The 13582-nt window shown below is 65.8% G+C and carries 16 protein-coding genes; 8 read left to right on the top strand and 8 right to left on the bottom strand.

Annotated elements, in window-relative coordinates:
- Window positions 1–69 precede the first annotated feature (69 nt).
- Window positions 70–366 carry a 4a-hydroxytetrahydrobiopterin dehydratase gene (locus B0T44_RS21750; RefSeq protein ID WP_077114634.1) on the top strand — a complete coding sequence of 99 codons (297 nt, stop codon included), beginning with the start codon at window positions 70–72 and terminating at the stop codon, window positions 364–366.
- Here the strand turns inward: B0T44_RS21750 and B0T44_RS21745 are convergent.
- Complete coding sequence (locus tag B0T44_RS21745; RefSeq protein WP_077114633.1) at window positions 275–1621, bottom strand: mannosyltransferase; 1347 nt, start codon at window positions 1619–1621, stop codon at window positions 275–277. The genes B0T44_RS21750 and B0T44_RS21745 overlap by 92 nt on opposite strands.
- A gap of 262 nt (window positions 1622–1883) precedes the next feature.
- Between B0T44_RS21745 and B0T44_RS21740 the strand changes: the two genes are divergently transcribed.
- The gene (locus B0T44_RS21740) at window positions 1884–2666 is read left to right on the top strand and encodes an Rv1157c family protein (protein ID WP_077114632.1); all 783 of its coding nucleotides are present in this window, start codon (window positions 1884–1886) and stop codon (window positions 2664–2666) included.
- Between the two features lie 146 nt (window positions 2667–2812).
- Window positions 2813–3181: a hypothetical protein gene (locus B0T44_RS21735; RefSeq protein WP_077114631.1), complete on the top strand. Its 369-nt coding sequence runs from the start codon at window positions 2813–2815 to the stop codon at window positions 3179–3181.
- Window positions 3182–3216: 35 nt separating this feature from the next.
- On the opposite strand, the gene B0T44_RS21730 is transcribed toward B0T44_RS21735, so the two are convergent.
- The 3 genes from B0T44_RS21730 to B0T44_RS21720 form a co-directional block, all read right to left on the bottom strand.
- Window positions 3217–3933, bottom strand: a complete 717-nt coding sequence (locus tag B0T44_RS21730; RefSeq protein ID WP_077114630.1) for a DUF1906 domain-containing protein — start codon at window positions 3931–3933, stop codon at window positions 3217–3219.
- A 168-nt stretch (window positions 3934–4101) separates the two neighbouring features.
- Complete coding sequence (locus B0T44_RS21725; RefSeq protein ID WP_254854118.1) at window positions 4102–5217, bottom strand: hypothetical protein; 1116 nt, start codon at window positions 5215–5217, stop codon at window positions 4102–4104.
- A gap of 105 nt (window positions 5218–5322) precedes the next feature.
- Window positions 5323–5925, bottom strand: coding sequence for a CHAP domain-containing protein (locus tag B0T44_RS21720; RefSeq protein ID WP_077114765.1), 603 nt, complete (start codon window positions 5923–5925; stop codon window positions 5323–5325).
- Between the two features lie 280 nt (window positions 5926–6205).
- Between B0T44_RS21720 and B0T44_RS21715 the strand changes: the two genes are divergently transcribed.
- From B0T44_RS21715 to B0T44_RS21700, 4 genes are read left to right on the top strand one after another with little or no spacing between them, the layout of a single operon-like run.
- Entirely contained in the window at window positions 6206–6856 is a 651-nt protein-coding gene (locus B0T44_RS21715; protein WP_077114628.1) for an ABC transporter permease, read from the top strand.
- Complete coding sequence (locus B0T44_RS21710; protein WP_077114627.1) at window positions 6849–8063, top strand: ABC transporter ATP-binding protein; 1215 nt, start codon at window positions 6849–6851, stop codon at window positions 8061–8063. The genes B0T44_RS21715 and B0T44_RS21710 overlap by 8 nt, the downstream gene beginning before the upstream one ends.
- Entirely contained in the window at window positions 8060–8839 is a 780-nt protein-coding gene (locus tag B0T44_RS21705; RefSeq protein WP_077114626.1) for an ABC transporter permease, read from the top strand. The genes B0T44_RS21710 and B0T44_RS21705 overlap by 4 nt, the downstream gene beginning before the upstream one ends.
- A complete protein-coding gene (locus B0T44_RS21700) occupies window positions 8836–9996 on the top strand; it encodes a glycine betaine ABC transporter substrate-binding protein (protein WP_254854117.1) in 1161 nt (386 codons plus the stop codon). The genes B0T44_RS21705 and B0T44_RS21700 overlap by 4 nt, the downstream gene beginning before the upstream one ends.
- 38 nt (window positions 9997–10034) lie before the next feature.
- Here the strand turns inward: B0T44_RS21700 and B0T44_RS21695 are convergent, their stop codons facing one another.
- Entirely contained in the window at window positions 10035–10577 is a 543-nt protein-coding gene (locus tag B0T44_RS21695) for a GNAT family N-acetyltransferase (RefSeq protein ID WP_077114625.1), read from the bottom strand.
- A gap of 99 nt (window positions 10578–10676) precedes the next feature.
- Between B0T44_RS21695 and B0T44_RS21690 the strand changes: the two genes are divergently transcribed.
- On the top strand, window positions 10677–11258 hold the full coding sequence (locus B0T44_RS21690) for a TerD family protein (protein WP_077114624.1): 582 nt from the start codon (window positions 10677–10679) through the stop codon (window positions 11256–11258).
- An 18-nt stretch (window positions 11259–11276) separates the two neighbouring features.
- Here B0T44_RS21690 and B0T44_RS21685 read toward each other — a convergent pair whose 3' ends face one another.
- From B0T44_RS21685 to B0T44_RS21675, 3 genes are all read right to left on the bottom strand, one after another.
- The gene (locus B0T44_RS21685; protein ID WP_077114763.1) at window positions 11277–11684 is read right to left on the bottom strand and encodes a TIGR03668 family PPOX class F420-dependent oxidoreductase; all 408 of its coding nucleotides are present in this window, start codon (window positions 11682–11684) and stop codon (window positions 11277–11279) included.
- Window positions 11685–11792: 108 nt separating this feature from the next.
- Window positions 11793–12263, bottom strand: coding sequence for a nitroreductase family deazaflavin-dependent oxidoreductase (locus B0T44_RS21680; protein ID WP_077114623.1), 471 nt, complete (start codon window positions 12261–12263; stop codon window positions 11793–11795).
- 186 nt (window positions 12264–12449) lie between these two features.
- Window positions 12450–13085, bottom strand: coding sequence for a maleylpyruvate isomerase family mycothiol-dependent enzyme (locus B0T44_RS21675; RefSeq protein ID WP_245838992.1), 636 nt, complete (start codon window positions 13083–13085; stop codon window positions 12450–12452).
- Between the last annotated feature and the right edge of the window lie 497 nt (window positions 13086–13582).

The following is a 13582-nucleotide window of genomic DNA, read 5'->3' as shown; positions in this document are numbered from 1 at the left end:
CCCTCATCAGCACCTCCATGCCTCCCTAGCAGTGGCATGAACACGGCGTACCGGGGTAGGACAGCTCATATGGGCACCCCTCTGCTTTCCGACACCGAATTGACCGAGGCACTTACCACTCTTCCGGAATGGACGCGTTCCGGTGATGCCATTACTCGCACGATCGAGGCCCCGTCATTTCCCGCGGGTATCGAACTGGTGCGCCGGGTAGCGGCCGCAGCCGAAGCCGCGAACCATCATCCCGATATCGATATCCGCTGGCGCAAGGTCACCTTCACGCTGTCGACTCATTCGGCCGGTGGCCTGACGGCACAGGATGTGGCAATGGCGCATGAGATAAATCAGCTGGCTGCCCAGCCTGGTTGAGCACACGCCCCGACCAGATCATCCAGCCGAACAGCACCAGTACCCCGATGACGTCCACCGCGCCCAACCAGGACAACACCGCAGGGCGCGGAATGGTCCAGATCGAGTCCTGGAAGAACGACAGCACCCACGGCACCCCGACCAATTGGGTGAGCAGCCAGAAACCGGCCAGTATCCGCGCGCCGGGAACGTCGCGGTGCGGCCCGTACACCAGCCACAGCACCGCGAGCAGCAACCAGCCCCAATGATGCGACCAGGAGATCGGCGAGACCAGCAACCCGAACAACTGGACAACCAGCACGGTGCCCAGCAGATCGTCGCGGCGCAACGCACGCCAGGCCAGCCAGCCCAGCAGCGCAACCACAAGCACCGAGGCAATCCACCATGGCCCGGTTTCGACATCGATGCCGAGCATCCGGCTCAATGCGCCGCGCAGTGACTGATTCCACACCGACCCTACCGGTCCGATACGGTCGGCGTCGCCGAGCAGCGTGCCGAAGTAGGTGCGGGTTTCCTCGGCGGCGACGAGGAAACTGAACCCGACCGTCGACCCGAACACCGCCGCCGAGCAGACCACAGTTGCCCAGCGCCTGCGTGCCACGAAGTACAGGCCGCTGATCGCGGGCGTCAGCTTGATCCCGGCCACGATTCCGATCAGCGAACCCGACAGCCACCAGCGTGTGCTGCGCACCGCGAGCATCACCCCGAGCATCAGGAAGATGTTGACCTGCCCGTAGTCGATCGTGGTGCGCACCGGTTCCAGCCACAGTCCGACTGCGGTCCAGGCGATCGCCGCGGTCCGCCACACCGGTTGCCGTGCGGTGTCCGCGCCGAGCAGCAGTTCGAAGGCTATGCGTACCACCCAGTACAGCGCTGCGGCGATGGCGAACAGCCAGAGCACCGCGACGAGCGTGAACGGCAGATAGTGCAGCGGGAAGAACACCACAGCCGCGAAGGGCGGATAGGTGAACGGCAGCGGGAAGTCGGGCGTCTTTTCCGCATAGGTGAAGTCGTAGAGGCGGTCGGTCAGCAGTGCCGCGGAACCGTCGACGTAGACGTGCAGATCGACCAGATTCATCCCGTTGGGGGCGAACAACATCCACAGCAGCCGGGCGAGCACGGTGAGACCGAGTGCCGCGACGGCCAATCGGAAATATGCGGCGGACGGACGGGCGTCGGTCCGAGCGCTCTGCTGGTTCACTAAGCGGGCTTTCGAGTCGGGCCGGGCGTCGGCCGAACCCGCGGTCGGGTGCATCGGCGACTGGCGTTGAGGGCTGGCGACTACATTAATGCCCGCATTGCGCGGCTCCACGCACCCCTGGGCGCCGATAACATTTGCATCAACCTTCCCAGTGGTAACATCCCCCGAGCTCTACTGTCCGGTAACACTGGTCGTCGCACACTGATGAATCCGGCCCTGTCGCTGTACAACGTGGGGCGTTGTCCATAGAGTGACCACCGAAACGACGGCTTTTCAGCGTCGCCCAGATGTACCCGAGGTAAGGACGGCAAGACCAGTGCTTCGCTCCCGAGGATCGCGGATCGCATTGTCCGCGCTGGCAATAGCAGCCAGCGCCTCCCTCGCGGCGCCGATGACGGCTGTCGCGGCGCCGGCGTCGGCAGCGTCGACGAACAGCGTCCCGATGGTTCCCGAAGGTGTCCCGGTGGACGCCCTTGCCGCCCTGACCCCCGCCATCGTCGGTTCGATCGCCGCATCCCAGGTAGCGGCGCCCAGCCCGCAGCAGGTGATCCTGGATCAGGCCCGCGCGCTGCTCAATGCGGTGGATCTCCCGCCGCAGATCAAGGCGACGCTGGAGCGAATCATCACGTTCCTCGACGGCAGCGGTGGCGGCGGCCCCGAACTGCCGGAAGAAGGACCGGCCATCGCGCAGTTCCTGTACCCGACCATCGGTAAGGGCTGCATCGGTGACTCCGCCGATTCCGTCGGCACCGCACTGGCCGTCCCCGGCCCCGCGCAGCTACCCCCGCCCGGCCCGGCGGCAGGCCAGGCCGGCTTCGTGTTCACCGCGCTGGGCACCAAGGGACCGACCGAGGTGCAGGACCCGCCGATGACCGTACAGTGGCTCAACCTGGACAACCGCCGCTCCGGCGTGCAGCCGCTGACCGATGAAGCGAAGATCAACCCCGACGGCCCCGCCACCCTCTCGGCGATCGCCGATACCGGCCCGGGCCGCATCGTCGCCGTGATCGGCGGCTCGCTGACCACCCAGGCCGACGAGGCCTCCGCACCGCGCACCTGCTCGTTCCTGCCGACGCTCGGTTTCTTCAGCGTCGCCTGAACCCCAGGACAACGCGTAAGGCCCGGTCGACACTGCCGGGCCTTACGCGTGAGCTCACTTTCGAGTCGGCAACGAATCCACGGGAATCGGTCTCAGAAGTGCCGCGCTACTTCTGGATACCCTGCGACTGTGGTAGACCGAAACCCATGGCGACAGTCGATCGTTCGATAAAGTCCCGCGCATCCCGAGCCAGTATCCGGAGCAGGCACTCCAACCGGTCGATCCTGTCCATCCGGTCCGAAGGGTCGATCCTGTCGATCGGGTCGGCGTATTCGATCCTGTCCATCGGTAGCGTCGGTTCGGTGCTGTCGATCGGATCGGTGGGTTCGTTCGGCTCGGTGATCTCATCCGGCTCGTTCGCCAGCCTCGGTTCGGCACTATCCGGGCTGTCGCGCTGGTCGCTGCTGTCCTGGCGGGCCGAACACACCTGCCCCGAAACCCGGCCCAACCTCCGAGTCGTCGCCGACGACGAACCCGATCTGCGCACCTCCCCCGCCGCGCACTGCCAGACCTGACCACGCTGCCAGATCTGATCGCGCTGCCAGGCCGGCTACCAGGCGCCGTATTCGGCGGTGAGGGCGTGGTTCCGATCGACGCCGATACCGTCCACGGTGCGTTTGTCGATTTCGAACTGGTGCAGATGAGCAGCGGGGTGAACATGACCCTCGGGGGTGCCCCAATCGTGCTGCCAGAACCAGGAACCGACACCTGCGACCCTGGCCAGGTCGATGGTGGGTGAGTTGGCGTATACGCCCGTGTTCTCCTTGCCGATCACCGCCTGCCAGCCGCGCAGGTACGGCAGGATCAAGGTGGCGAATTCGACGGCCGTGGGATTGTCATCGATCGAGGCGTAGATCGGCCGGCCTTCCGGGCCGCCCGCGGCTCGATGCAGTTCGAGGCCGCGTTCGGCGTGCCGCTTACCTGCTTCCTCGCCACCGCGCCAGTCGGCGGTGGGGCCTTTGCCGTACTGGTAGCAGGACACGATTGTCAGCCCGGCCGCGTTCAATGCCTCGGCCTCGCGCGCCAGCAGGGGTTTGCCCTGCATCCATTCGGCGCCGGGACGGCGATCGGACACATAGCGGATGACGCCGATATACCCGGCTTCTTTGATGGCGGTTGCCGAGGGAACTCCCGCTGCGTAGTCGAGCAGGGTGCCGAGCGGTTTTCCGCTCGCGCGCGGCGCGGACAGGCTCATTCCCACGGTTCCGGCGGCCGTGGCAGCGGCCGTATAACCGAACAGGGCACGCCGAGATAGTGAAAAACGCATCGCAGACTCCTTCGACCGCCCCGAATCGGATGGCAGCGTGCCCGGCGCACCTTCCCCTGAAGCATCCGCGCGCCGGGAGCCTCGAACGTGCACTCATTTCACCATATTCACAACTGAAACGCCAGGAACATGCGGAACAAACGCCACTCGAGCCACAGCCGGTTGCGTTCACACCAGGCGGTCGATGCGAGCACCTGCGTCGATGGTGCGGATCGCCGGGTCGGCGAGCTCGCGGCGCACCACCTTGGCGACCTGCGCGATCACCTGTTTCTTGATTCCGGCCAGTTTGCCCAGTGTCGCAGCCCGCACCCCGTGCGCCGCGAACTCCAGCCCGATGTCCTCGGGCGAGGGCGGCGCCACGTCGATAACGATCAGCAGCGGGTCGGCGGCCCGCGCTACCAACCGCAGAGCTATCACGACATCGGCGTGATAGCGGTTGGCCTTGAGCACATCGACAGTGATGTCCAGCGACACCGGAATCCGCAGGTCGAACCGGGGCTCCTGCCCGTCGCCGTGGGCATCGCTGACCTCCGGGTCACGGACGGCTCCCCGCACGGTCAGCGTGGCCGAGTCGCGAGGCCCGGTGCGCACCGGGCCGATTTCGATGGGCCTACCCGCCAACCGCTGCACCACATCCTGGACACGCTCGCGGGTGACGAGGAGAGGGAAGAAACGGCAGCCGAATTCTTCGTAGTCGATCCAGTCGAATCCGGTGCGGTGACGATGGGCGGAACTCACGCCCGCGACGATGGCCTCGATATCGAAGATGCGGGCGCGGCGTGCCCTCGGGTCGGCCAGCATGGTGTTGACCCGGTTGGCGACCTCACGCTGCACTACTCCCGCGATCGGGTCGAGCAGCCATTCACCCACCGATTCCACAGCCTGGGCGCGTAGCACGACGCGGACATCCGCAGGCTGGACGCGGGGGATATCGATGACGATCAGCAGCGGGTCGGCGGTACGCGCATTCAGGGTCAGATCGATCGAGACGATCGTCTCCACCCGCAGTTTCTTACCGCCGAGCAGCACTTTCAGCGCCAGCGAAATTGGGATCCGCACCTCGAAGGTGACCTGCGGACCGCGATGAACCACCATCGGCCTGCCGACTTTGCCTTCGGCCATGAACCCGGCAAGCCCGGTGGGGCCGAGCGAGAACGGCCCGAAGGTCATCCCGCGCCCCGCGATACCGGCGATCGCGGCCTCGATACGCGCGGAGTTCACCGCATGGGTGACGAAACGCCTGCCGAATTCGGCGTAGTCGATCCAGTCCGGTTCCACGCGCATACCCACCGGCTCCATCAGTCGTTCCGAGACCCTCACCTCCCACTGACAGACCGACACGCTACGCGATCGAGGTGACAGGTACGCCGACGGCAGCCGCCCGAGCCGCTACAGCCTCCCGAACCCGACGATGCCCGTGACATCGGCCGGAGCGAACCGATGAACCCGCACCGCGTCGTGTTCGTTGCCGCCGATCGTGGTCACGGTGTCGCCGTCGGCCACGAGCACGATATTGGTGTGCTGCCCGAACGGGCTGGCGTCGCTGTAGAGCACCACATCACCGGTACGCGGGTAGTAACCAGACCCGGCGGGCTCGAACCGACCCGCGGCCTCGTAGTACTCCTGCAGCGTGTAGACGCCGGGGATCCGCCACGAACCGGAGTTCGGGTTCACCAGCGGCAGACCGGCCTCGCGCATCACCCAGCTGACGAAATCCGCACACCAGGGTTCGACGACGCCCTCTGCGTATTTCGTGCCGGGGCCGGGGTCGACGAATTGCTGCTCCGCCACCGCGACTACCGCCGCCTGCGCTGGGTCAAGACTCCCGCGCGGGACAACCGGGAACTCGTCCAGTACCTCCCCCGTAATCGCCGCGTCCCCGAATCGGCCCTGCCACCAGTATGTCGCGAACCCACCCGCAACCAGGACCGCCACCACCACGACGATCCCGAGTACTGAGACGATGGCCGCCCTGGCCGGTTGCCTTGCCACGCCCTGCTGAAACGAACCCAACTCGGTCTCCGTCCTCCCTCTTCGACCCACACCTCGAGACACCTCAGGTCGTCGAACCGTTCCCCGGAGATGCCGGTCGAATCCGCTATCCCACTGTACATCTCAGGAGGAAACACGAGCTGCTCCTCCCCGCTCCGGGTCGGCGCCCGAATATCACCGAGGAGGTGGAGACGTCGGCACCCCGGCCTGGTTCGGAACTCGACCCCCGAACGGCCCCGCTGGATACACTGACCCCGGCGCCGACGAGGGGAAACGAACACTGGATACGCTGTGGACGTTCATTGTGGAGCGGCGGCATCAGCTGCTCACCGACTCCTACCTGCATGTTTCGGCAGTGGTGCAGTCGGTGCTGCTGGGTGCGGTGGTTGCGGTGGCGCTCGGTGTGCTGGTCTACCGCAGTCCGCTGGGTTCGTCGCTGGCCACGGCGGCCGCGAGCATCATCCTCACCGTTCCGTCGTTCGCGCTGCTGGGTCTGCTGATTCCGCTGCTCGGGCTCGGTGTGGCGCCGACGATCACGGCGATGGTGCTGTATGCGCTGTTACCGATCCTGCGTAACACCATCGTCGGTCTGGCCACGATCGACCCGGCGGTCAGCGATGCGGCGCGCGGGATCGGGATGAACAGGTTACGGGTGCTCACCGGTGTCGAGTTGCCGCTGGCGTGGCCGTCGATCCTCACCGGGATCAGGATCAGCACCCAGATGCTGATGGGCATCCTCGCCATCGCCGCCTACGCCAAGGGCCCCGGTCTGGGCAATCTCATCTTCACCGGCCTGTCGCGCCTCGGCACCCCGAACGCGGTGCCGCAGGCGCTGACCGGGACCGTGTTGATCATCGTGCTGGCGCTGCTGTTGGACGGTGTGCTCATGCTCGTCGGCCGTCTCACCACGTCGAAAGGGATCCGTGACTGACACCGAAGCCGTGTCCGGCGTCGAGATCGTCCTCGACTCGGTCACCAAACGCTATCCGGGGCAGCGTGATCCCGCCGTCGACAACGTGTGCTTGACCATCCCGGCGGGTGAGATCGTGGTGCTGGTCGGGCCATCGGGCTGCGGTAAGACCACCACGATGCGGATGATCAACCGCCTCATCGAACCCAGCTCCGGCACCATCACCATCGGTGGCCGGGATGCGCTGTCGATCGATGCGGACGCGCTGCGGCGCGGTATCGGCTATTCGATCCAGCAGGCCGGGCTGTTCCCACATATGACGGTCGGTAAGAACATCGCCACCGTCCCCGGACTGCTCGGCTGGGACCGCACACGCATCGCGGCGCGCGTCGACGAGATGCTGGAACTGGTCGGGCTCGCACCGGAGGAGTTCCGCAACCGCTACCCGCGCCAATTGTCCGGCGGCCAGCAGCAACGAGTCGGGGTAGCCAGGGCTTTGGCCGCGGACCCGCCCGTAATGCTGATGGACGAACCGTTCGGCGCGGTCGACCCCATCACCCGCGGCCTGCTGCAGGACGAGCTGATGCGCCTGCAAACAGAACTGCGCAAAACCATCGTGTTCGTCACCCACGATTTCAACGAAGCCGTCAAACTCGGCGACCGGATCGCGGTACTCGGCCCACAATCACGCATCCTGCAATACGACACTCCCGCCGCGGTTCTCGCCGACCCGGCCGACGAGACGGTCGCCGGTTTCATCGGCGCGGACCCATCGCTCAAACAACTCACCCTCACCCGGGTACGCGATGTGGAGCTGGGCGAATGCCGCACCGCTGCCGAGGACGAACCGGTCGACGAATTACGCAGGGCGCTCGATGGCGCCGACCGGCCGATGGCGTTGATCCTCGACAAACATCGGCGTCCGCTGCGCTGGGTTTCGGTATCTCAGCTGGCGCACGCGGGCTCGCTGCGAACGGTAGGCAATCCGGTAGGCGAGGTGGTTTCGCTGCAATCGACTCTCCAGGACGCGCTGGAAGCCCTGCTCGCCGAAAGCACCGCCACCGCCGTGGTCACCGGACGCCACGGCGAATACGCCGGCCTGATCACCATCGACACCCTCGTCGGGCATCTGTCGCAGATGAGGGAAGAACACGCGAGCAGCTCGACGGAACCTGCAACCGCGTCCGATAAGCGACCGTCGGGTGGCAGCGAGGACCGAAGCGGATGAGCACGGCAACCGCAGTCGGCGCCCGCACCTCTCCCGCTGCCGAGCGGCGAGCGGAGCGGCTGCGGTTGTTGTTACAGCCTGCGCTGGTGTTGGTGTTGGCGGTCGGGGTGCTGGTGTGGGCGTTCAACCGGGAGTTGACGGTCACGCAGCAGACGAGTCTCAATGCGCGCAACATCGCGGAGGTCACCTGGCAGCATATGCTGATCACCGCGATCGTGGTGGTGATCGTGGTGACGTTGGCCGTTCCGTTGGGCACACTGTTGACGCGACCGGGTTATCGCAAGCTGGCACCGGTTTTCGTCGGTATCGCCAATATCGGTGCGGCCGCTCCCGCGATCGGCCTGATCGTGCTGTTCTACCTGGTCACCACGCGGACCGGTTTCTGGATCGGGGTGGCGCCGATCGCCTTCTATTCGCTGCTGCCGGTGCTGCGCAACACCATCCTCGGCTACCAGCAGGTCGATCCGACATTGATCGACGCCGGACGCGGGCAGGGCATGTCGGCACGGACCGTTTTGCGGCGCATCGAATTTCCGCTGGCCGTTCCTTATATCCTCGCCGGTCTGCGTACTTCGCTGGTTTTAGCGGTCGGTACCGCGACGCTGTCGTTCCTGGTGAGCGCGGGCGGCCTCGGCATCCTCATCGACACCGGGTACAAACTGCGTGACAACGTGACGCTGGTGGTCGGTGCGGTGCTTGCGGTGGCGCTGGCGCTGCTGGTGGACTGGCTCGGCGCGCTGGCCGAGGAGTTTCTCGGACCACGGGGGCTGAAATGAAACACGCAGACCGGCGATCGTTGCCCGTCCATCAGCAGCGCCGCAATACGCCGATCGAGCTCGCGGCAGCCGAGACCAACACTCCCCCGCTGCGCTCCGACCGGCCGCGTATCCACGCCCCTGCGGAACACCGCTACAAAGACATCACCGGAGCGACGCGCGAACAACACCGGGCGCGCTCGTGGTTCCATGCGAGCGTCGCGCTCTTGCTCGCGGCTGCGTTGGTGTTGCTCGCCGGATGCGGCCTGGAGTCCGGCGGGGCGGTTCCGTTGCGCGTCGGGCCTGGCAGTATCCAGCCGGTGCCTGAGCTAGAGGGCGTCCCGATCACGGTGGGATCCAAGGATTTCACCGAACAGAACATTCTCGGCTACCTGATCGAATATGCGATGGTCGCGACGGGGGCAGACGTGCGTGACCTGACCAATATCCAAGGTTCCAACAGTCTGCGCGACGCCCAACTGCACGGCCAGATCGACCTGGCCTACGACTACACCGGCACCGGCTGGATGAACTATCTGGGCAACGAAATCCCGGTCCCCACCGAACGCGGCCAGTTCGAAGCCGTCTGCGATGCCGACCTCGCCGAAAACGGCATGGTGTGGACGGCGATGGCGCCGATGAACAACACCTACGCCCTGGTCACCAACCGCGCCACCGCCGAATCCCAAGGTATTCGCACCCTGTCCGACTACGCGCGCTTGGTGAACTCGGCCCCGGACGCGGCCACCACCTGTGTCGGCACCGAATTCAACGTCCGCCAAGATGGTTTCCCCGGTATGGCCGCCGCATACGGTATCGACAACAACACCGTCCGCAAGAACATCGTGCAAGACGCTCTCGTCTACACCTCCGTCGCGGACGGCGGGCAATGCCGTTTCGGTTCCGTGGCGGTCACCGACGGCCGTATCCCCGCGCTCGGCCTGGTGGTCCTCGACGACGACCTGAGCTACTTCCCCAAATACAATGCCGCCTTGGTCATGCGTCAGGATTTCGCCGAAGCCCATCCGGAAGTCGCTGAAGTCATGGCCCCCATATCGGCGGAGCTCACCAACGAGACCATTACCGAACTCAACCGTCAGGTGGATGTCGAAGGCCGCGAACCTGCCGAGGTGGCGCGGGATTGGATGGTGCAGCGCGGGTACGTCACCAAGAGGTGAGGGCCTTTCTACGGCACGTCGCTACTTGCCGTAGCCGCCTACGACGCGCCGGACAGGGAACAGGTGTATGCCAGCGAAGTCAACTCCGCTCCCGACGGCGCTGTAGTGACCGTCGGCTCACCGACCTGCGTGAATCCCCCGGCTTCCAGCACTTTCCGCGAACCGGTGTTCTCGGGAACAGTCCTGGCGTCCAGCCTGCTCAACCCGCGTGCCGCTGCGGCACGGGCGATCGCGCGGAGCGCGTGCTGCGCCGCACCGCGTCCCCGCGCCCACGGGGCGAGCCAGAAGCCGACTTCGGCGCGGTCGGTACTGAAATCGAACAGCACGATACTGCCCAGGAACTCATCCGATTCCGCGTCGGCGATCGCCAGCACCGCCAGTGATCCGTCGGCAAGCCCGTCGGCGATCACCCCGTCGATCTGGTCGCGGACGATTTCCGGGGTGTATTCGGGGAGCGGGAGGTGCCCGTACCTCTTGACAGCTTCGTCGTCGGTGCCGCGCGCGAACGCCTCGGCATCGTCGTGGCGTAGTTGCCGCACCCGCACATCACCGTCGGTGCACGGCAGCTGTTCGGCGATCATCTGTCTCCTTCCTGTCTCAACCTGAGTACCACAGCAAGCGCTTTCGGGCGCTGCGCGGTCCGCCGACCTGGAACAGATCTCATCGGTAGCCTGAATCTCATGATCACGCTCAAAAAAGAAGACGGTGCCGCGGATCTGGCCGGGATCACCAAACTGAGTGTCGGGGTGAGCTGGGATCCGTCCGCGGGCGCCAGCGGCGGGCCGCTCGGCTGGGCTCGGCGCAAACGCGGTGTCGACCTGGACCTGATCGCCATCCTCATGCAGGGCAGCGAGCCGGTCCGGTTCGCCGGGCTGGATTCGCTGGACCCGTTGGGCAACGGCTCGGTGCAGCATTCCGGTGACGAGCAGACCGGCGCCGCCTCCGGCGACGACGAAACCGTCACCGTCACCTTTGCCGATGTTCCCGGCGGCATCGACGCCATCATCTTCGTCGCGGCGGCTTTCAAAAAGGGCAGCTCCTTCGAGAAAGCCAACAATATTTCGTTCAAGGTGTACGACGCCACCGGCGGCAGCAGCCAGCAGGTCGCCGATATCTGGCCGTCGCTGCTCGGCAACGACAACGCCAACGCTGTCGCCCGCGCCTTCCGCAACGGCAACGTCTGGCAGCTGGAAGTCCTCAACCGCAAGGGCAAGATCAAGCAGGGTGACAAGCAGGCGCTGCTGCGTTTCGCGATGGAATGAACGCGATCCCGCCGAGGCTCAACTCGCGGACCAGCCCGACCACCGCCTGACCTCGATCGCGATCATCGGCCCCGGCGGGGGCTGCGTGGTGTACACCGGGTACCGCTGGGCCAAATGCGTGAGAGCCGTACGCGCTTCCTCGTTTCCGGCGATCCGGGCGTCCCCGTCCGCCCGCACCCACCACAGCTGCGCCCAATCCTCGCAATAGTGGTCCGCGAGCACAGCGACCCCCGGGTTCGCCGCGATATTGGCCAGCCTCCGCAGCGCCGTAGTCGTTTTCGGTTTGGCGTCGACACTGGTGTAGATCACCTCCCCCACCACCGCGAACACAATCGGCACCAGATGAGGCAGTCCCCCCTCGGTAACCGTCGCCAGCCGCGCCACCCGGCTCCCCGCGAACCGCGCCCGCGCTTCGTCCCCGCTCAACCGCACAACACCCTCCTCGCCGGCCGCCGGCTGGCTCTGGCGCACCATTACCACCGTACGAGCCGCGACTATCCGTGATCGCTCGTCGGTGGGCGTTCCCGAAAGCGGTTACCGCCGGGCGAGTCGGATAAGCGGGTATTCCCGATCAGATTTGCGCTGGTACTTCGCGTAGCGGGGCTGGGCGGTGGTGATGCTCTGCCAGGCCCGCTCGCGATCGGTGCCGTCGAGCCGATGCGGGGTCACCGGCACGGCGTCGTGGCCGTGCATCTCGATCGCTGCTCGATCGGGGTGCGCCAGCAGATTGCGGTACCAGTCCGGATGGTTGCTCCCGCCGCCCGAGGCGATGATCAGCCAGGCGTCTTCACCGTCGGCGAACCAGGTCACCGGTGTTTCCCGCGGCAGGCCGCTGCGGCGGCCGATCGTGTGCAGGATCAGCAGGTCCATGCCCATGGACTTGCTGCCTTTACGCCGGATACGGGTGTTTGTGCGGGTGTTCATTTTTCGCTGGAACCACAGTGACAGCGCCCCAGGAGTGCCGGTCTTGCGTCCCCGGCGGCCGGCCTGCTTGTTTTCCGACATCGCTTCCTCCGATCGGGTGGTTCGTCTCGTAACCCCAGGCCAGAGCGGGTTCACAGCTCTGGGTGGGGTTGTGACAGCCACGCTAGTTGCGGGCTGCTCACCGAGCTTCTCGTTTCCTGATCGGTCCGATCTCGGAGTACCGGTGTACTCCACGGGCATATGCGCCAGTGGCGGGCGGTCGAGAATTCAGGCTCCTGTACAGCGGCTGCGCAGGATAGGTGCGCCAGGGCCGGAGAGGTCATTGCAATAGGTGTCTCTTCCGGCCATCGCCATGGTGAGGGCGATGGTGGTCCCGCTGACCAAGGGGCCGGTTCCGGTGCTGAACGGGCCGTCGGTCGCCTCGAGCCGCAGGCCCTCGGTGTTGCTGCGGCTGGGCACAGTGAAGTTGCGGCTGGCGTAGAAGCGGGCGACCTCGGTGGTTGCTTCGATCGAGGGCAGGCGCGGTAGTCCCAGTGGACGTCGAATGTCCTGGGCGTGAACGACGACTTCTCCGAGCCAGGCCGCGGTATGCCCCGAGGCCGAGGTGGTGCTGGGGACGATCGCTCGGAACAGGTCCAATGTTTCCGCCGGAGTTGCGCCACGATGCTCGGCCAGGCGTCGGTCGTTGTGCTTGTCGAAATCGAAGCGGGCACCGAGAACGCTGGTCAGCCAACGAAGTCTGCCGACGCTCGCCGCGGCAGTGAGGTGGGCGACGACCTCCTCTACCGTCCATCGTCCGCACAGCGATTGCCGGGCCCACTGCCCGTCGTTCACGCCGGCCAGGTCATCGGCCAGAGCCGCGCGTTCGGCGTGGGCCATCGCCCAGAGGTCGTCGCGGGACATGACATTCGACACCTGAGAGAGCCCTTCCGTTCAGCGCTGCCTGCCGCTACGGGCGGCGTGGGCCGTTTCCGCACGGCGCAGCGGTCGTTGTTCCTTGTTCCTTGGTGCTGACGATGGCACTCGCACAAATTCATCGGTACCAGCTGTCGATATCCATGCCGAGGACGCGTCGCCGGTCCTGCGTCAACACTGTCCGTCGGCCGGTCATTCGGTACTTCCGCTCTGCTCGGTCTTGTAGCTGGCACAGCCAGCCGGGAGTGCTCTTGCAGCAGCGACACCATGTGACGCAACACGAGTCCTGCTCGAACAACTGTCCCTCGCGAAGGCCGTCGCGCTGATCTATCAGCAGCTCAGCCGTATCTTCACCACCGCGATCGGTGGCTGGCTCAGCCTGGCGGTCCCGTACGAGGTCTGCCGAGGCGCTCGAGTGACGACTTCTGAGTGGTCGTGTTCGGCGGAGTCGTTGGCGGCCGGATGTCGTTTTGTGGCGTGGTATC

It is taken from the genome of Nocardia donostiensis, assembly GCF_002081715.1.
In the GTDB taxonomy this organism is placed as follows: domain Bacteria; phylum Actinomycetota; class Actinomycetes; order Mycobacteriales; family Mycobacteriaceae; genus Nocardia; species Nocardia donostiensis.
The sequence above is the reverse complement of the archived record's forward strand: the minus strand, read 5'-3'. Positions and strand labels throughout refer to the sequence as shown.